The organism is Umezawaea tangerina (genome assembly GCF_003002815.1).
In the GTDB taxonomy this organism is placed as follows: domain Bacteria; phylum Actinomycetota; class Actinomycetes; order Mycobacteriales; family Pseudonocardiaceae; genus Umezawaea; species Umezawaea tangerina.
On the sequence record NZ_PVTF01000004.1, the window covers coordinates 306777 to 325729 of the forward strand.

An 18953-nucleotide genomic window follows, 5' to 3' on the forward strand; every position below is an offset into this window, starting at 1 on the left:
GAGCGCCTGGGGCCTTGTCCGCCGCGCAGCAAGGATGCTCAGTCCGACGCGCAGCGAGGATGCCCTGTCCGTCGCGGAGCGTCGGATGCCCTCCCACCCATACTCCCCCCACGCACCCCGACGAGAAGCCACCTCTACAGCCGTCGAACCTTGTCAAGACAGATCCACCGTCTTGACAAGGTTCGACGGCTGTAGAACACTCGGCGACCGGGGTGCCCCCCTCCCTGAACCCGCGAGCCCAACAACACCCAACGGCGCCCAGCGGACCCCCACCACCCCCCTCAACCGGAAACTTCCACCAATTGCCCCCTTGAAGGATTGTTCAACAATCCTCTAACGTGTCCCTCACCACACCCACCGCTCACCACCCCCAGCGAGGTGCCCATGAGCACGACACCCACCCAGCCCACGGCCGACACCGAAGACACCACCCCAGGCCCCCTGGCCTGGTTCCGCACCCTCTCCCGCAACGGCAGACGAGCCTTCATCGGCGCTTTCGGCGGCTACGGCCTGGACTCCTACGACTACTGGATCCTCCCCCTCAGCCTCGTCGCCATCTCCTCGTTCTTCGGCATCTCCAAGGGCCAGGCGGGTCTGCTCAACACCGCCACCCTCGTCCTCTCCGCTCTCGGCGGTGCGGCCGCGGGCGTCCTCGCCGACCGCGTGGGGCGGGTCAGGACGCTCCTCATCACCGTCATCACCTACGCCGTCTTCACCGTCCTGTGCGGTTTCGCCACCAGCTACGAGATGCTCCTGGTCTGCCGCGGCCTGCAGGGTCTCGGTTTCGGCGGCGAGTGGGCCGCGGGCGCGATCCTCGTTGCGGAGTACTCCAAGCCGCAGTACCGGGGTCGCGCGGTCGCCTTCATCCAGAGCGCCTGGGCTGTCGGCTGGGGTCTCGCGGTGGTCGTCTACACCGTCGTCTTCTCCTTGGCGGGCCCCGATTTCGCGTGGCGCGTCATGTTCTGGACCGGTGCGCTGCCCGCCGTCCTCGTCCTCTACGTCCGCCGCACCGTCCAGGACGCGCCCGGCACCGCCGAGCAGCGGCGGCAGAGCGGCGACAAGGGGTCGTTCCGGGCGATCTTCACCCACGGCCTCGGCCGCACCACGTTCTTCGCCGCCATGCTGGCGACCGGTGTCCAGGGCGGCTACTACACCCTCGCCACCTGGCTCCCGACCTACCTCAAGACCGAGCGCGGCCTGTCCGTCATCAACACCACGGGCTACTACGCGTTCCTGATCTCCGGCGCCTTCATCGGCTACGTCTGCGGCGGGTTCATCACGGACCGGTTGGGGCGCAAGAAGACCTTCGCCCTCTTCGCCGTCCTGTCCGCGGTGCTGATCATGCTCTACACGCAGATCCCGGTGGGCGCGAACACCGCCGTGCTCTTCCTCGGCTTCCCGCTCGGCTTCTGCGCGTCGGCCATCTTCAGCGGTTTCGGCTCGTTCCTGGCCGAGCTGTACCCGACGGCCGTGCGCGGCACCGGCCAGGGCTTCACCTACAACTTCGGCCGCGCCGTCGGGGCCCTGTTCCCGGCAGGTGTCGGGTTCATGGCCGAGAGCATGGGCGTCGGCGGCGCGATGGTCTTCGGCGCCGCCGCGTACGGGGTCGCCGTGCTGGCGCTGCTCGGCCTGCCGGAGACGTTGGGACGGGAGCTCACGTGACACCCGAGGAGGTCAGGGCCCGCGCGAGCGGGCCCACCGCGGGTCTGGCGACCGGGTTCGCGCAGGCCAACCTGATCGCGGTGCCCGCGGACTGGGCGTACGACGTGCTGCTGTTCACCCAGCGCAACCCGAAACCGTGCCCCGTGCTGGACGTGACGGACGCCGGCGACCCGCGCACGGTCCTGGCGCCGGGCGCGGACCTGCGAACCGACCTGCCGCGCTACCGGGTGTGGCACGACGGCGTCCTGACCGACGAGCCGACCGACGTGGCGGCGCTCTGGCGCGACGACCTCGTGGCGTTCCTGATCGGGTGCAGCTTCACGTTCGAGGGCGCGCTGACCGCGGCGGGCGTGCCGCTGCGGCACGTCGAGCAGGGCCGCAACGTGTCGATGTACGCGACGGACCGCGAGTGCCGCCCGGCGGGCCGGGTGCACGGGCCCATGGTGGTCTCGATGCGCTGGATCCCCGCCGCGCAGGTCGAGACCGCGGCCCGCGTCAGCGGCCTGATGCCCGCCGTGCACGGCGCCCCCGTGCACGCGGGCGACCCGGCCGCGCTCGGCATCGCCGACCTGGCGGCACCGGACTTCGGCGATCCGGTCGAGGCCGCCGAGGGCGACGTGCCGGTGTTCTGGGCGTGCGGGGTGACGCCGCAGGCCGCGCTGATGGCGTCCCGGCCGCCGTTCGCGATCACCCACGCGCCCGGCCACATGTTCGTGACCGACGTGCCCGACGACGAGTACCGCGCGGGGTAGACCAGCCGGTTCACCCCGACGGGCGGGTACCGGGTGGTCCGGACCCCCGCCGCAGACGAATAAGGCAAGAAGGTTGCCTAATTAGGGGTCCCCGGATACGGTGACCGCCACCACCGCGGTCCCTCCCGCGGTGCACCGCTCCGAAGATGCAGACACCAGCCGCCGCAGCCGTGTGTCCCATCCCCTGTTCCGCGGAGGTTCTCGTGTTGAACTCAGGCAGGCTCCTGCGCCTGGCCGCCGTCACGACCATGTCGGTCGCACTCGTCTCCACCGGTGCCACCACGGCCGCGCTCGCCCGACCCATGGCCGCGGACGGCGCGAAAGCCGCCGACGTGCGCGTCCAGGCCGTCGACCTGAACGACCCGGTCAAGAAGGACATCGCCATGCAGCTGGTGTCGAGCGCGGAGAACTCCTCGCTCGACTGGAGGGCCCAGTTCGGCTACATCGAGGACATCGACGACGGCCGCGGCTACACCGGCGGCATCATCGGGTTCTGCTCCGGAACCCACGACATGCTCGAACTGGTCGAGGCCTACACGGCCACGTCCCCCAACAACGTGCTGGCGAAGTACCTGCCCGCCCTGCGGGAGGTGGACGGGTCGGATTCGCACGAGGGGTTGGATCCGAACTTCACCAAGGACTGGAAGACCGCCGCCAAGGACCAGGCGTTCAAGAACGCCCAGGAATCCGAACGCGACCGCGTGTACTTCAACCCGGCCGTGTCACGGGCCAAGTCGGACGGCGTCCGGACGCTCGGCCAGTTCATCTACTACGACGCGATCGTGATGCACGGCGACGGGAACGACGGGACCAGCTTCGGGGGGATCCGGAAGCGGGCGCTGACGAAGGCCAAGCCGCCATCGCAGGGCGGGACGGAGACGGCCTGGCTGAACGCGTTCCTGGACGCGCGGAAGTGGGCGATGCAGCAGGAGGAAGCGCACTCGGACACGAGCCGGGTGGACACGGCGCAGAGGGTGTTCCTGAACGCGGGGAACTTCGACCTGAACACGCCGCTGAGGTGGAAGGTGTACGGGGATAGTTTTGAGATCAGCTAGGGGTTGATGCTGGTGGGGGACAGCGAAGCCCAGCCCCCGCAGCGCGATTGTCTCAATGCTTCACCCCCGCTTGTCAAGACGGTAAAGCTGCCTTGACAAGCGGGGGTGGGGCAGGAGGGCGCTGTTTATCGGGGGCGGGAGGGGATCTGGCTTCGCCAGCATCGGACTACGTCCGACTCAAGCATCGGGCTCCGCCCGACCAGGCATCCTCGGCTTCGCCGTCGGACCAGGCATCCTTGCTGCGCGGCGGACAAGGCCCCAGGCGCTCCGCGCCGGATGCGCGCTGGCGGGCTGCGCCCATCGTGAGGATCCTCGGCTTCGCCATCGGACAGGGCATCCTCGCTGCGCGTCGGACAAAGCATCCTGGGCTTCGCCATCGGACGAGGCATCCGAGCTTCGCCGGACAAAGCTGGCGGGCGCTCCGCGCCGGGTGCGAGGTGGCGGCTGCGCCGGTCCTGGAGCCTTGGTCTTGCCCTTGCTCTTGCCCTTGTCAGCCTAGGCGGCGGCCTAGGTCGTCCAGGCCGTTCCAGGCGGCTAGGCAGCCGTAGGCGAGGGCGGTGGCGAGGGGCCAGGCGACTGCGCCCCAGGTGGTTTCCAGGACGGGGGCGGTCATGATCATGTCGCCGATGGTGAGCTGGGTGGTGGTGGCGTAGTGGTCGGCGGCCATGCCGACGCCGGTTTTCTGGCCCAGGTAGGCGGCCAGGGCTGAGCCGGCTACGGCGGCGAGCATGATGACGGGGCCGCGGCGTTCGCGGAGCATCCAGACGGCGATGCCGGTGAGCAGGCCGGCGGCCAGGCCCAGGAGGACGAAGATCATGAGGTCGTCCAGGCGGTGGTAGCTCTCGCCGCCGACGGGGATGAGCTCGGCGCCGTCCTGGACGACCTTGTTCTGGCCGGGTGCCAGTCGGGACCAGAGCCAGCCGAAGGGGATGGCCAGGGCGGACAGGGCGCCGAGCAGGCAGAGGGCGGGGAGGAGGTCGCGTTTGACGACGACCTTCGGGCGTGGTGGGCGGTAGTCGTAGACCCACTCGGGTAGGACGGGTGGGACGCGGACCGGGACGGCCCTGTCCTCCACCGGTTGTTCCGCCACCCGCGACCTCCTCGTTGCCTGCGCTCCGGCCGCGAGATTACCGCGCCGAGGTGATCTCACCGTGTCGACTGCACCGCGCCGTCCACCCGGCCGGGGTCACCTGGACCACCATCCGCCTCGCGCACTCGGCGCAGTACCGCGGCGGGTCGAGCACGGCGAGCCTGCGGGTGCAGACCTCGTGGTCGCCCTCCGCGGGCTTGCCGCAGTAGGAGCAGTAGGCCACGTCGACCTTCACAGCGTCTGGCTGAGCGCCTTGATGGGCATGCTCAGCTCGTCCAGCATCTCCAGGTCCTGCACGGCCGGGCGGCCGAGGTTGGTGAGGTAGTTGCCGACGATGATCGCGTTGATGCCGCCGAGCATGCCCTGCTTGGCGCCGAGGTCGCCGAAGGTCAGCTCGCGCCCGCCCGCGAAGCGCAGGATGGTGCGGGGCAGCGCCAGCCGGAACGCCGCGACGGCGCGCAGCGCGTCGGGGCCCTCCACGACCGGGTAGTCCTCGTACGGGGTGCCGGGGTTGGGGATGAGGAAGTTCAGCGGGACCTCGTCGGGCTCCAGCGACGCGAGCTGGACGGCGAACTCGGCGCGCTGGGCGAGCGACTCGCCCATGCCGATGATGCCGCCGCAGCACACCTCCATGCCGGCGTCGCGGATCATCCGCAGGGTGTCCCAGCGCTCCTCCCACGAGTGCGTGGTGACCACGTTCGGGAAGTGCGACCTGGCCGTCTCCAGGTTGTGGTTGTAGCGGTGCACGCCCATCGAGACCAGCTCGTCGACCTGCTCCTGGGTCAGCATGCCCAGCGAGCAGGCGATCTGGATGTCGTTGCCGTCGTCGCGGATGGCCTTGATGCCCTCGCGGACCTGGGACAGCAGCCGCTTGTCCGGGCCGCGCACGGCCGCGACGATGCAGAACTCGGTCGCGCCGGTGTCGGCGGTCTGGCGGGCGGCCTTGACCAGGCCGGGGATGTCGAGCCACGCGGAGCGGACCGGCGAGGGGAACTGGCCGGACTGCGAGCAGAAGTGGCAGTCCTCGGGGCAGCCGCCGGTCTTGAGGGACACGATGCCCTCGACCTCGACCTCCGGGCCGCACCAGCGCATCCGCACGTCGTGGGCCAGCGCCAGCAGGTCCTCGATGCGGTCGTCGGGGAGCTCGAGGACCTCCAGCACCTGGGCCTCGGTCAGGCCGACACCGCGTTCGAGGACCTGCTCGCGGGCCACGTCCACGACGTCGGTGCTGCGGTCGACCTGCTCGGGTGCTGCGGTCACGACTTCTCCTTCGGCAGACGGGCGCTCGGGCAAGTGTGCCGCACCGGACGGGCCACCTCGGCGCGACGAACGTCACTCGTCAAACGTAGTGCGAGGCGAACGAGTCGGGGTCGAACGTGCCTCCGAACCACGGCGAGAGCGCCCCTCTGGCCACGTCGAGGAAGTCGTGCGGGGGCAGCCGGGTCACGCCGTTGGGCAGCACGCCCAGCAAGGGGCCGCCCGCGGCTTCGGGGAGGTCGGCGAGGTTGGTCCTGGACGCGAGGTCGGGCGCGCCGGGCCAGCGGCCGACGACCACCCCGAGGGACTCCAGACCACGTCGGAGCAGCGCCTCGGCGGTCAGCGCGGTGGTGTTCAACGTGCCGAGGCCCGCCTCCGCGACGACGAGCACCGGGGCGTTGAGCGCCCACGCCGCGTCGGCGATGGTGGTGCCCTTCTCGTCGAACCGCACCAGCAGCCCGCCCGCGCCCTCGACCAGCACGAGGTCGTGCGCCTCGGCCAGCTCGGTCACGGCCGCGGCGATGTCCGCCGGGGACACGGTCGGGGTACCGCAGCGGCGCGCGGCGGTGGCCGGTGCCAGCGGGTCGGGGTAACGGGCCAGCTCACGGGTGGTGACGGGGCCCGCCAGCCGGACGACCTCGTCGAGGTCGCCGTGCTCACCGGGCAGCAGACCGGTCTGCGCGGGCTTGAGCACCGCGACCCGTCTGCCGTCGGCGACGGCGACTGCGGCCAGCGCGGCCGTCACAGCCGTCTTGCCGACCTCGGTACCCGTACCGGTGATCACGAGGACGCTCACGGAAAAACACCCTACGGCGACACGGAGCGTGAGACAGGTCGGCCGGTGTCACCTTTTCGGGACATGCCCGGATCGTTACCCCGCGGTGGCCGCGGCCACCACCGCGGCGGTGATGGCCGCGACGTCGTCGTCCGTGCAGACGAAGGGCGGCATGGTGTAGACGAGGTCGCGGAACGGCCGCAGCCACACGCCGTGCTCGACGGCGGCGGCCGTCGCGGCGGCCATGTCGACCTCGTGGTCGAGCTGCACGACCCCGATGGCGCCGAGCACCCGCACGTCACCGGGCGCCCCGGCGAGCCCGGCCCGCAAGCCCGCCTCGATCCGCCGCACCTCGCCCCGCCAGTCCTGCGACAGCAGCAGGTCGATCGACGCGGACGCCACGGCGGCGGCCAGCGGGTTGCCCATGAACGTCGGCCCGTGGGCCAGGACCGGCACCTCTCCCCTGCTGATGCCGTCCGCGACCCGCTCCGTGCACAGCGCCGCCGCCATGGTCAGGTACCCGCCGGTCATGGCCTTGCCGACGCACATCACGTCCGGGCTGACGTTCGCGTGGTCGGCGGCGAACAGCTCGCCGGTGCGGCCGAACCCGGTCGCGATCTCGTCGAACACCAGCAGCACGTCGTTGGCCAGCGTGAGCTCGCGCAGCACGTGCAGGTAGCGCGGGTCGTGGAAGCGCATGCCGCCCGCGCCCTGCACGACCGGTTCGACGATGACGGCGGCCAGCTCGTCCGCGTGCTGCTCGACGAGGTCCGCGAGGTGCTGGACGTAGGCGGTGTCCATCTCGGCGGGCGGCGCGTCGGCGAACACCTGCTCGGGCAGGACCCCCTGCCACAGCGAGTGCATCCCGCCCTCCGGGTCGCACACGGACATCGGCTGGAACGTGTCGCCGTGGTAGCCGCCGCGCCAGGTGAGCAGCCGCCGCTTCTCCGGCCTGCCCTGCGACCGCCAGTGCTGAAGGCACATCTTGACCGCGACCTCGACCGACACCGAGCCGGAGTCGCAGAGGAACACGTGCCGCAGCGGCTCGGGCGTGATGTCCACCAGCTTGGCCGCCAGCCGCACGGCGGGCTCGTGGGTGAGGCCGCCGAACATCACGTGGCTCATCCGGTCGAGCTGCCCGCGCACCGCGTCGTCCAGGACGGGGTGCCGGTAGCCGTGGATCGCGGCCCACCAGGACGACATGCCGTCGACCAGCTCGCGGCCGTCGTCCAACGTGAGCCGGACTCCCCGCGCGGACTCGACGATGAGCGGCGCGCGGGTGCCCGGCATGGGCCCGTACGGGTGCCAGACGTGCGCCCGGTCCAGCTTCAGCAGCTCATCGTGGTCCACGGTCCGAGAGGCTAACCGGGAACCGCTCCAGGCCGTGCAGCAGCGTGCTCTCCCGCCACCGCAGCGTTTCCGGCTCGCCCGCCAGCTCGATGTCGAACCGGTCGAGCAGCGAGCCGACGGCGATCGCGCCCTCCAGCCGGGCCAGCGGGGCGCCGAGGCAGAAGTGGATGCCGTGCCCGAACGCGACGTGCCCGCCGGTCTGCCGGGTGATGTCCATCCGGTCCGGCTCGGGGAACTTCTCCGGGTCGCGGTTCGCGCCCAGCAGCGACACCAGCGCGATCTCGCCCGCCGGGATCGTCACACCGCCCAGCTCGACGTCCTCCGACGTGTACCGGAAGGTCGCCAGGTTGATCGGCCCGTCCAGCCGCAGGAACTCCTCCACCGCGCCCGGCAGCAGCGACCGGTCGGCGCGCAGCGCGGCCAGCTGGTCGGGGTTGCGCAGCAGCGCGAGCACCCCGTTGCCGATCAGGTTGACGGTGGTCTCGTGGCCCGCGACCAGCAGCAGGAACGCCATCGAGATCAGCTCGGTCTGGTCGAGTCGGTCGTCGTCCTCGCTGGCGTGCACCAGCGCGGAGAAGATGTCGTCCCCCGGAGTGGCGCGCTTGCTCTCGATCAGCGCAGCCAGGAAGGCGTACATGGAGGCCGCCGCCGCGTCGACGTCCTCCTGCTTCGAGTCGGTCAGCAGCGTGCCCGACCAGACCCGGAAGTCGTCGCGCTGGTCCATCGGCACGTCGAGCAGCTCGCAGATCACCGTGATGGGCAGCGGGAACGCGAGCGCGTCCAGCAGGTCCACCTCGGACTTGCCCACCATCTCGTCCAGGAGCTGGTCGGTGATCTCCTGGATGCGCGGCCGCAGGGCCTCCATCCGCCGCGCGGTGAACGCCTTGTTGACCAGCTTGCGCAGCCGGTTGTGCGCGGGCGGGTCGCTGTTGAGCATGTGCGACGCGAACGACTGGTCGAACTCGCGGCGCGGCGCCCCCGGCTGGAGGTGCCTGCCGAAAAGGTCGCCCGCCTTGCTGAAGTCCTTGCTGAACCTGTTGTCGGACAACGCGATCCGCGCCTCTTCGTAGCGCGTGACGACCCACACCTTGAGCCCCCGCGGCAGCACCAGCTCCGACACCGGCCCCACCGCGCGCAGCCTCTCGTGCACGGCGTGCGGCTCCTGCTGGTACTCCGGCCCGAGTTTCTCGAACCGCGCCTCGGTCGTCTGCATGACGCCCCTCCCTCGTTGAGTTAACCCTGTTAACTGAACGCGGGAGGGGCCCGAAGAATCACACCATCGTGGTCACGTCACTCGAACGGAGTAGTCAAAACGGACAGGTCATCCCAGGCATCCGGGGCCTAGCAGCGCCTTTAGATCACCCATTAGAGACGGCGTAGGGGTCACCCGCAGGGCGTCGTCGAGCTTCAGGATGGTGCTGCGGCTGCCGTTGACGAGGTTGAGGTGCACCTCGGTCGTGCCGGGGTGGCCGACCAGCACCTCCTTCAACGACGTCACCAGCGTCTTGTTGCACTTGGCAGCGAACACCTTGAGCCGCATGGCCTGGTTGCCGATCTCGCTGAGGTCCGGCACCACCAGGTCGTTCGCGATCAGGGACGTGCGGTCGTCGCGCTTTGCCACGCGGGCCTTGACCAGCACGATCGCGTCCTCGATCACCGACATCCCGTGCACGATGTAGCTCTTGGGGAAGAACAGCACCTCGATGCCACCGGCGAGGTCCTCCAGCTGCGCGGACGCCCACGGCTCGCCGTTCTTGTTCACCCGCCTGGTGACCGACGCGAGGATGCCGCCCAGCGTGACCTGCGTGCCGTCCGGCACGTCGCCTTCCAGGATGCGCGCGATGGAGGTGTCCGAGTAGGACTCCAGCACGTGCTCGACGCCCTTGAGGGGGTGCCCGGAGACGTACAGGCCGAGCATCTCCCGCTCCAGCGCCAGCTGGTGCTTGGACTCCCACTGCTCGTCCGGGATCTTCACGTCGAAGGCGCCCGTCGACTCGCCGGTGCTGTCACCGGCGCCGAACAGGTCGAACTGGCCGATGGCCTCGGCCTTCTTCGTGTCCATGATCGCGTCGACGGCCTCGACGTGGATCATGTGCAGGCCCTTGCGCGGGTGGCCGAGCGAGTCGTACGCGCCCGCCTTGACCAGCGACTCCACGACCTTCTTGTTGCAGGCCGCGGCGTCCACCTTGCGCAGGTAGTCGGAGAAGTCGACGAACTTCCCCTTCTCCTTGCGGGACTTGATGATCGAGTCGACCACGTTCGCGCCGACGTTGCGGATCGCGCCCAGGCCGAAGCGGATGTCCTGCCCGATGGCGGCGAACTCGCGCTCGGACTCGTTGACGTCGGGGGGCAGCACGGTGATGCCCATCCGGCGGCACTCCGCGAGGTAGATCGCGGACTTGTCCTTGTTGTCGGAGTTCGTGGTGAGCAGCGCGGCCATGAACTCGGCCGGGTAGTTCGCCTTGAGGAACGCCGTCCAGTACGAGATCAGGCCGTACGCGGCGGAGTGCGCCTTGTTGAACGCGTAGTCCGCGAACGGGACCAGGATGTCCCACAGCGTCTTGATGGCGTCCGGCGGGAAGCCGTTGTTCTTCATGCCCGCCGCGAAACCCTCGTACTCCTTGTCGAGGATCTCCTTCTTCTTCTTGCCCATCGCGCGGCGCAGCAGGTCGGCCTGGCCCAGCGTGTACCCGGCGAGCTGCTGGGCGATCGCCATGACCTGCTCCTGGTACACGATCAGGCCGTAGGTCTTGCCCAGGATCTCCTCCAGGGCGTCGGCCAGCGCCGGGTGGATCGGCGTGATCTCCTGCTGCTTGTTCTTGCGCAGCGCGTAGTTCGTGTGCGAGTTCGCGCCCATCGGACCCGGCCGGTAGAGCGCGCCGACCGCCGAGATGTCCTCGAAGTTGTCGGGTCGCATCAGCCGCAGCAGGTCGCGCATGGGCCCGCCGTCCAGCTGGAACACGCCGAGCGTGTCGCCCTTGGACAGCAGCGCGTAGGTCTTCTTGTCGGTCAGCTCCAACGCGTCCAGGTCGACCGGCGGTTTGCCGTTCAGCTCGATGTTGCGCATCGTGTCGTCGATCGTGGTCAGGTTGGACAGGCCCAGGAAGTCCATCTTCAGCAGGCCGAGCGTCTCGCAGGTCGGGTAGTCGAACTGCGTGATGATCGAACCGTCCTGCGGGCGCATCCACACCGGCACGTGGTCGATCAGCGGTTCCGCGGACATGATCACCGCGCAGGCGTGGACGCCCGCGTTGCGGATCAGGCCCTCCAGGCCGCGACCGGTGTCGATGATCTCCTTGACCTGCGGGTCCGTGTCGTAGAGCGCGCGGACCTCGGAGGCCTCGGTGTACCGCTTGTGCTGCGGGTCGAACACGCCGGACAGCGGGATGTCCTTGCCCATCACGGCGGGCGGCATGGCCTTGGAGATCCGGTCCGCGACGGCGTAGCCGGGCTGGCCGTAGAGCACGCGCGCGGAGTCCTTGATCGCGGCCTTCGCCTTGATCGTGCCGAACGTGATGACCTGGGCGACCTTGTCGGAGCCCCACTTGTCGGTCACGTACCGGATGACGTCGCCGCGCCTGCGCTCGTCGAAGTCGATGTCGATGTCGGGCGGGCTGACGCGGTCGGGGTTCAGGAACCGCTCGAAGATCAGGCCGTGCGCCAGCGGGTCGAGGTCGGTGATGCCCATCGCGTACGCGATCAGCGCCCCCGCGGCGGAGCCTCGGCCGGGACCGACCCGGATGCCGTTCGCCTTGGCCCAGTTGATGAAGTCCGCGACCACCAGGAAGTAGGCGGGGAAGCCCATCTGCAGGATGACGTCGATCTCGAACTCGACCTGCTTGGTGTGCACGTCGTCGACGCCACCGGGGAACCGGCGCTTCATGCCGGCCCAGACCTGCTCGCGGAAGAACTCGTTCTCGGTCTTGCCCTCGGGCACCGGGAACCGCGGCATCAGGTTCTGGAACGCGAACATGCCGGTCGTGTCGACCCTCTCGGCGATGACCAGCGTGTTGCGGCAGCCCTCCTGCCACGCGTCCGAGGAGTCGATCGCCCGCATCTCGTCGGGCGACTTCAGGTAGTAGCCGGTCCCGTCGAACTTGAACCGCGACGGGTCCTGCAGCGTCTTGCCCGTCTGCACGCACAGGAGCGCCTCGTGGGCCTCCTTGTCCTCCTTGTACGTGTAGTGGGAGTCGTTCGTCACCACGAACGGGATCTTCAGCTTGTCCGCGATCACCAGCAGGCCGTCGCGGACCCGGCTCTCGATCTCGATGCCGTGGTCCATGATCTCGACGAAGAAGTTGTCGGCCCCGTAGATGTCCCGCCACTTGGCGGCCGCCTCGAGCGCCAGGTCGTCGTGCCCGAGCCGCAACCGCGTCTGCACCTCGCCCGACGGGCACCCGGTGGTCGCCATCAGGCCCTTCGAGTGCTCGGCCAGCAGCTCCGCGTCCATCCGCGGCCACTTGCCCAGCTGCCCCTCGGTCGACGCCTTGCTCGACACCCTCATCAGGTTGTGCAGGCCGTCGCTGTCGCGCGCCCAGATCGTCTGGTGCGTGTACGCGCCGCTCGCCGACACGTCGTCGGCCTTCTGGTGGCGCTCACCCCACAGCACGCGCTTCTTGTTGAAGCGCGACTCCGGCGCCATGTACGCCTCGATGCCCACGATCGGCTTGACCCCGGCCGCGGTGGCCTGCCGGTAGAAGTCGTACGCGCCGTACATGTTCCCGTGGTCGGTGATCGCCGCCGCGGGCATGCCAAGTCGCTCGCACTCGGCGAACATGTCCTTGAGCTTCGCCGCACCGTCGAGCATCGAGTACTCGGTGTGCACGTGGAGGTGCACAAACGAGTCAGACACACAAACCCCCTGGAGATCGCGGACGGCCTGGGCTGAGCGGGACACCGCCCGAGAGCAAGCAGCCTAGTCCTCCGATCCGGCGTTCTCACGCGGGCGCGCCCGTGTCCGGTCTCACCACCGTCACCTGCGCACGACCGTCCGCTGGACCCTGCCGAGCCCGATCCCCGGGCCCATCGGGCGCAGCTCGAACCCGTCGGGCAGCACGGCCTCCTGGCCGGACATCGCGAAGAAGCGGGTCGGGTTGAAGTCCTGGGGCAGCCGGGCGGGCCGGAACCGCAGGCCTCCGTGAGCCTTGAAGTCGTCGAAGCGCAGGGCGTTGTGGAACTGCGCGCGCTCGAAGTCCACCCGGCCCTCGAACTTGCCCGACAGGTTGACGGGGCCGACGAACACAGCGTCCCGGAAGCTGGTGCGCCCCTCGACCAAGAGCTGACCGTGCGCCTCGCCCGCGCAGCGCACGCGGTCCGCCACCAGTTCGCCGCGGACCTTGGTGTCGACCGCGGCCAGCCTGCCAGGCGATGTGTCGGTGAGGTCGACCCGGTCGAACTCCGCGTCGTCCAGGACCGTGGCGGTCGCCAGGCACGCGAGCATGGCGAAGTGGCCCGTCACCGCGGCCCGGCGCAGGGACACCGATCCGGACGCGCGCACCAGCTCCAGGACGGTGCCCCCGAACCACCGCGACCCGTCGGCGAGCAGCGAACCGATGTGGACGTCGCGCAGGGTGAACTGGTCGAGCGTCGCACCGGTCAGGTCCAGTGAACGGGCATCCGCCTCCTCATCGGCGCGGAAGGAGAGGACCTCCTGGAGTTGCCGCTGCGCCGTCAGCCGCACCTGGCGCTCGCGATCGGCCAGTTCGACGTGCTCCGGGTCGCTCCAGTCCCTGACCCGCCCGCCCGCGCTGACCAGGGACGGGTGGTCAAACGGCCTGCGCAGGTAGGAGCACAGCACGTCGAGCACCGTCTGGGTGAGGTCGGGCCATCCCCTGACCAACCCGACCAACGAGTGCATGGCACCCACCCTGACCTGGTCGGCGTCATCGCCCAGCAGTTCGATGGCACGCGCGAAGCGCTCCGCCGCACCGCGCTCCCGGTCGTGGTCGCTGCGCAGCGCCTCCAGTTCGTACCGAGCGCGCTCGGTGTCCCGACGGTCCTCCTCCACTTGGTGCCTGCGGTGGTTGAGCCACAGTCCGTACAGGGCGAGCACGGCCCCCGCAGTCAGCGCGCCGCTCTTGAGCGCCTCACCGGGGCCGCGTGGGCCGTCCACCCACAGCAGCCAGGCGGTCGCGCCGGACATCGCGATCACCGCGAGCAACGCGGCGCACACCAGCAGCAGGCTCTGAGCGGTCAGCCACGTCCGCTTGACGGCCCACGTGCCAAGAACCGCGACGAGCAGCACGACGCAGATGGCCGCCGACGTGAGCAGTGTCGTGATCACCATCCCGGGCGGGGGCAACACGGCGGCCGTCACCACGGCGCCCGCGACCGCACGAGCTCCTGCAACGCGGCCACGATCACCTCCGGGGTGGCACCGACCACTGTCACGTCCTCCACGCGATGGGTCACCAGGTAGCGCTCGGTGGGCGTGTCGTGCACGGTCAGGAACCAGTTGTGCCGCTTCCGCTCGCCGCGGATCCTCAGCGCACCGCCCAGTTCGGCGCGTCCCAGCGGAGGCTGCTCGACCAGCCGCGCGCAAGCGCGCGTCGCGTCGCCTTGGCAGCCCGCAGCCGCGAGCGCGGCCGTGACCGCGGTGAACGGCTGGTCGGCCACCCTGACCCGGTCGGTGCGCAGAGCGGTGTCCGCCTGGGCGAGCACCGCGACGGGCACGGACCTCTGCTTGGGGTTGCCGGGGCGGTGCGCGGGCAGCAGCGCGACGAGGTCCTGCGCCAGCTGCCACCTGGACGTGCCGACCAGCGTGTACCTCCCGTCGGAGAGCACGGCGAGGAGGCCGACGTCACGTTCGGCGACGGCGAGCGCCCTCAACGTCCGACCACGGCTCACGGCCCTCAGGTCGAGCTCCATGTCCGCGTCGAGCAGCATCGCCAGCGCGTCCGCCACACGCGGGGACAGACTGTTGGGTCTGCCGAAGCCCGCGAACGCGAGCTCGTCCCAGGCCACCCTCTCGATCTCGCGACGCTCGGCCTCCGTGGTGCCCCTGGACGGGCACTCCAGCACCACGGGCTTCGGCCTGGCCTGCCCGTACCGGTACCGCCACAGCACGTCGAAAGCATCCTCGGAGATCGGCCGCCAGAGCTGCTTCTGGTGCTTCGCCAGCAGCACGACTACCCCCTCCAGGCCGATGGCGACCGCTGGTCGTCATCACCGATCACCGACGGCGGCAACGCCTCGGCCGCCCCCAGCCAGTCGGGTTGGCGTTCCGGCTGCTCGAGGAACTCCGTCGGCGCCATCGGGTCGGGCCCGACCCATGCGGATTCCTCCGTCGGCCCGCGCCGGTGGTGCTCGACGTCCTGGGCCTGCTGCTGCGACGGCCCCGGCATGATTCCCGCCCCCGCGCCCGGCCGGATCGCGGTCTGGTCGTCGACCGGGACGGGGTGGTGCGCCACCGCGTCCGGGACGGGCGCCGGGGGACCCGCCGACTGCGCCACCGGCGTTCCGGTCACGTCCGGCGGTGTCGGGAAGGTGGGGATGGACCGCGTGATGTTGCTCGCCGACGACTCCCACTGGCGCATGATGTCCCGTGCGCGCTGCTGGAGGTCCCTGGCGTCGTGCTCACGCCCTTCGGCCGCCGCGGCGTACATCCAGCCCAACGAAGCACGCCCGCCGTCCCCGCTCTGCGCGACGACAGCGGGGTCTACCCGCCTGCGCAGGTCGTCGAACTGCTCCGCGCTCTGGTAGACGACGTTGCCCGCGTCGCGGCATGTCGAGGCCACGCGTTCGAGCCATTCCAGGAATTGGTTCAGACGAATTCGCAGAAGGTTGACCGCCTCTCCCGCATTATTGCGGGAGAAAGCGGCGAGCTTCTCCTTCCCCTCCTTGACCAACTGGTCCAGGAGGTCGGCCATCATCGCCCACTCCGCACCGACAGCGTGCAATCTTGAGGAATCCCCATGTTCAGGATTCAGATCTTTGAAGATCTTCTCGTGGGAAACGCCTTCCCACCTCGTCGGCTCGATGCCGTACGGCCGCCACGGGTTCATCGGCCCTCCTCGCGCCTCAAGGTGTCGCGAACGGACTCCTGGTCGGCGCGGTAGCTCCGACCGGTCGCCTCGATGAGGGCCGCGTGCCGGTTGACCACCACGATCGCTTGCGCCAGAGCGAAAGTGAGCGATCCGGGGCCGTTGTCGGCCATGTACGACAGCACGTCCCGGAACTGGGTCGAGACCTGGTCCCTGGCGGGGATGACGATCTCGCCCGCCCACTTGCCCAGCCATCGGACCTGGTCGATCGGGTCGACCAAGGATCGCCAAAAAGTCGCGAAACCATCGAAGTCGTCGAGGTCGACCCCGTAACCGTCAGAGCCGTCCTGGTGGTGCACCAATGCACTCCTGAGATCCATGTCCTGAAAGGGGAGCCGAAGCGTAACCGCACCAGAACGATAAGCCGACCAACTTCAAGACAACTTGGCACCACACTCGAAATGATCAAGAAAATGTTCTCTAACCCAATTCACGGACACCAGCGGTCTACCTCGCACAACCTCTGCCGACAGGTCCAAGAACAGGGCCGCCCGATCCCGGTACTGGTGATCCAGATCACGAGACGCGGTGCCGTGTCGCGCGGCGAAGACCACCGGGCCCGCGGCCGGGGTGGCGCCGCCCCGGTGATCGCCCAGGCCAGGTAGCGTTCGAGACGTGGTATCGCCTGATCCCGTTGACGCCCGCCTCCTCGCCATGATCGCGGAGATGGGTCGCGCCGCCGTGCACGAGGTCGCCGCAAGACTGGGCATGGACCCGCGGGAGGCGGCGGCGAGGTTGATCACGTTGTCGGGCAGCGGGCTGCCGTTGCTGGTGGGGGTGGAGTGCGACCCCAACGGCATCCGGAAGGCGCTGGCCAACAGCATGGCGTGGGGGAACTACAACGGTCCGCCGCCCGCCGCGCAGCGCCAGTACCCGCCCTACCAGGCCCCGCCCAGCGTGCCGTTCCCGGCGCAGCCCGCCGCCCAGCAGCCCCAGCAGACGTGGGGGCCGCCGCAGACGGCGGGCTGGGCGCGCGGCGACCAGCAGCCGATGTTCGGCGGCAGCAAGGGCGCCAGCGGGCAGCGCACGGGCAAGATCGGGACCTCGTTGGAGACCGAGGGCCTGGAGGGGGCGACGTTCTCGATCCAGCTGATCGAGGTGGTCGACCCGGCCGACTTCCTGTTCACCGCGGCGGGCTACAAGCTGGCCGACGGCGAGCGGGCGGTGGTCGTGCACACGGAGCTGACGAACACGGGGGCGATCCCGTTCAACTCGCTGCCGGACATGTACCTGGTGCTGATGGCGCGCACCGGCGAGCCGGTGGCGAAGGCCCCGGTGTCGCTGTCGTCCCGGCCGCCGCACAAGATCGGCGTGCAGCCGGGCGAGACGGCGGGCGGGCACACCGTGTACGTGCTGCCGGAGGACACGTCGATCACCGCCGTGCGCTGGAGCGCCCGGCCGGAGATCGACCTCAACACCCTGGTGTGGACGATCGACGACTGACCGGGCCCGCCCTCAGTCCTCGGTGCGCAGCTTCTCCAGCGCGTTGGCGAGGTCAGCCGGGTACTCGCTGGTGAACGACACCCACTGCCCGTCCGCCGGGTGGTGGAAGCCCAGCGTGCGGGCGTGCAGCCACTGCCTGGTGATGTTCAGCCGCTTCGCCAGCGTCGGGTCGGCGCCGTAGGTGAGGTCGCCGACGCACGGGTGGTGCAGCGCCGAGAAGTGCACCCGGATCTGGTGGGTGCGCCCGGTCTCCAGGTGCACGTCCAGCAGCGACGCCGCGCGGAACGCCTCCACGACCTCGTAGTGCGTGATGCTGGGCCGCCCGTTGGCCATCACGGCGAACTTGTAGTCGTGCTTCGGGTGCCGGTCGATGGGGGCGTCGATGGTGCCCTTGATCGGGTCCGGGTGCCCCTGCACCAGCGCGTGGTAGAGCTTGTCGACGGTCCGCTCCTTGAACGCGTGCTTGAGCGCCGAGTACGCGTGCTCGCTCTTCGCCACCACCATCACGCCGGTGGTGCCGACGTCGAGCCGGTGCACGACGCCCTGCCGCTCGGCCGCGCCGGACGTGGCGATCCGGATCCCCGCCCCCGCGAGCCCGCCGACGACGGTGGGCCCGGTCCAGCCGGGGCTCGGGTGCACGGCCACGCCGACCGGCTTGTCCACCACGATGATGTCGTCGTCCTGGTGGAGGACGACGAGGCCTTCGACGTGCACGGCCTGGATCTGCACGGGCTGCGGCGGCGCGGGCAGGGTGACCTCCAGGGTCATCCCCGCGACCAGCCGGTCGGACTTCCCGGCGGGCTGCCCGTCGAGCACCACGTCACCGGACTCGGTCAGCGCGGCCACCGCGGTCCGCGAGAGGCCCAGCAGCTTGGCCAACCCGGCGTCGACGCGCATCCCGTCGAGGCCGTCCGGCACGGGCAGGGTGCGATACCCGCTCATTTCTTGTCCTTCTTCACGGCACGGGTGCCGTCGTAGTCGCGCTGCAACAACGCCATCAGCACGATGAGCGCGCCGCCGACGCAGATGGCGGAGTCAGCGAGGTTGAACACGGGCCACACCCGGCCGTAGGGGTCGAACAGCGAGAGGAAGTCCACGACGTGCCCGCGCAACGGCCCCGGCGCCCGGAAGATCCGGTCGCCCAGGTTGCCCATCGCGCCCCCGAGCACGAGCCCCAGCCCGACCGCCCACCCCACCGACCGCAGCTTGCGCGCGATCCAGATGATGAAGGCGACCACCCCGAGCGCGATCAGCGCGAGCACGGCGGTCGCGCCCTCGGCCAGGCCGAAGGCGGCGCCGGGGTTGCGGATGAGCGGGAGGTAGAGCACGCCGCCGAGCAGCTCGACGGGCTCGCGGCCCTCCAGCGCGGCGACGGCGGCGATCTTGCTGGACACGTCGGCCGCGAGCACGAGCACGGCCACCACCGCGAGCAGCACGACCCGCCGGGGCGGGGGTGTCGCGGGTGCCTCCGGCACGGAGGGCTCGGTGTCGTGCTCGGTGCTCACCCGGCCATTGTCCCAGTACCTG

17 protein-coding genes are annotated in these 18953 nt (G+C 70.0%); 4 read left to right on the forward strand and 13 right to left on the reverse strand.

The annotated features are described in order from the left end of the window. Positions 1 to 384: 384 nt before the first annotated feature. From CLV43_RS15430 to CLV43_RS15440, 3 genes are all read left to right on the forward strand, one after another. Positions 385 to 1662 (forward strand): MFS transporter, encoded by a 1278-nt coding sequence (locus CLV43_RS15430; RefSeq protein ID WP_106187855.1) that lies wholly within the window; start codon positions 385 to 387, stop codon positions 1660 to 1662. Further along, positions 1659 to 2414: a putative hydro-lyase gene (locus CLV43_RS15435; RefSeq protein WP_106187856.1), complete on the forward strand. Its 756-nt coding sequence runs from the start codon at positions 1659 to 1661 to the stop codon at positions 2412 to 2414. Before CLV43_RS15430 ends, CLV43_RS15435 begins: the two co-directional genes overlap by 4 nt. A gap of 206 nt (positions 2415 to 2620) precedes the next feature. After that, positions 2621 to 3469 carry a chitosanase gene (locus tag CLV43_RS15440; protein WP_281262161.1) on the forward strand — a complete coding sequence of 283 codons (849 nt, stop codon included), beginning with the start codon at positions 2621 to 2623 and terminating at the stop codon, positions 3467 to 3469. Positions 3470 to 3959: 490 nt separating this feature from the next. Here CLV43_RS15440 and CLV43_RS15445 read toward each other — a convergent pair whose 3' ends face one another. From CLV43_RS15445 to CLV43_RS15495, 11 genes are all read right to left on the reverse strand, one after another. After that, complete coding sequence (locus CLV43_RS15445) at positions 3960 to 4559, reverse strand: DUF2567 domain-containing protein (protein WP_106187857.1); 600 nt, start codon at positions 4557 to 4559, stop codon at positions 3960 to 3962. Positions 4560 to 4596: 37 nt separating this feature from the next. Then, complete coding sequence (bsaP, locus tag CLV43_RS15450) at positions 4597 to 4794, reverse strand: biotin synthase auxiliary protein BsaP (protein ID WP_106187858.1); 198 nt, start codon at positions 4792 to 4794, stop codon at positions 4597 to 4599. Further along, the gene (bioB, locus tag CLV43_RS15455; RefSeq protein ID WP_106187859.1) at positions 4791 to 5819 is read right to left on the reverse strand and encodes a biotin synthase BioB; all 1029 of its coding nucleotides are present in this window, start codon (positions 5817 to 5819) and stop codon (positions 4791 to 4793) included. The genes bsaP and bioB overlap by 4 nt, the downstream gene beginning before the upstream one ends. A 79-nt stretch (positions 5820 to 5898) precedes the next feature. Beyond that, positions 5899 to 6612: a dethiobiotin synthase gene (bioD, locus tag CLV43_RS15460; protein ID WP_106187860.1), complete on the reverse strand. Its 714-nt coding sequence runs from the start codon at positions 6610 to 6612 to the stop codon at positions 5899 to 5901. A gap of 75 nt (positions 6613 to 6687) precedes the next feature. Then, complete coding sequence (locus CLV43_RS15465) at positions 6688 to 7941, reverse strand: adenosylmethionine--8-amino-7-oxononanoate transaminase (protein ID WP_106187861.1); 1254 nt, start codon at positions 7939 to 7941, stop codon at positions 6688 to 6690. Further along, entirely contained in the window at positions 7928 to 9154 is a 1227-nt protein-coding gene (locus CLV43_RS15470; RefSeq protein WP_106187862.1) for a cytochrome P450 family protein, read from the reverse strand. The genes CLV43_RS15465 and CLV43_RS15470 overlap by 14 nt, the downstream gene beginning before the upstream one ends. 108 nt (positions 9155 to 9262) lie before the next feature. Beyond that, entirely contained in the window at positions 9263 to 12793 is a 3531-nt protein-coding gene (gene dnaE / locus CLV43_RS15475) for a DNA polymerase III subunit alpha (RefSeq protein WP_106187863.1), read from the reverse strand. A gap of 120 nt (positions 12794 to 12913) precedes the next feature. Beyond that, positions 12914 to 14227, reverse strand: coding sequence for a pentapeptide repeat-containing protein (locus CLV43_RS15480; protein ID WP_146174774.1), 1314 nt, complete (start codon positions 14225 to 14227; stop codon positions 12914 to 12916). A gap of 26 nt (positions 14228 to 14253) precedes the next feature. Continuing rightward, positions 14254 to 15066, reverse strand: coding sequence for an ESX secretion-associated protein EspG (locus tag CLV43_RS15485; RefSeq protein ID WP_170155851.1), 813 nt, complete (start codon positions 15064 to 15066; stop codon positions 14254 to 14256). A gap of 2 nt (positions 15067 to 15068) precedes the next feature. Next, positions 15069 to 15944, reverse strand: a complete 876-nt coding sequence (locus CLV43_RS15490; protein WP_146174775.1) for a hypothetical protein — start codon at positions 15942 to 15944, stop codon at positions 15069 to 15071. After that, on the reverse strand, positions 15941 to 16204 hold the full coding sequence (locus CLV43_RS15495; protein WP_146174776.1) for a hypothetical protein: 264 nt from the start codon (positions 16202 to 16204) through the stop codon (positions 15941 to 15943). Before CLV43_RS15495 ends, CLV43_RS15490 begins: the two co-directional genes overlap by 4 nt. Positions 16205 to 16598: 394 nt before the next feature. On the opposite strand from CLV43_RS15495, the gene CLV43_RS15500 reads away from it, so the two are divergent. Beyond that, positions 16599 to 17426, forward strand: coding sequence for an AsnC family protein (locus CLV43_RS15500; RefSeq protein ID WP_170155852.1), 828 nt, complete (start codon positions 16599 to 16601; stop codon positions 17424 to 17426). A gap of 12 nt (positions 17427 to 17438) precedes the next feature. On the opposite strand, the gene CLV43_RS15505 is transcribed toward CLV43_RS15500, so the two are convergent. Beyond that, positions 17439 to 18368: an RluA family pseudouridine synthase gene (locus CLV43_RS15505; RefSeq protein WP_106187869.1), complete on the reverse strand. Its 930-nt coding sequence runs from the start codon at positions 18366 to 18368 to the stop codon at positions 17439 to 17441. Further along, positions 18365 to 18931: a signal peptidase II gene (gene lspA, locus CLV43_RS15510; RefSeq protein WP_106187870.1), complete on the reverse strand. Its 567-nt coding sequence runs from the start codon at positions 18929 to 18931 to the stop codon at positions 18365 to 18367. The genes CLV43_RS15505 and lspA overlap by 4 nt, the downstream gene beginning before the upstream one ends. Positions 18932 to 18953: the final 22 nt, after the last annotated feature.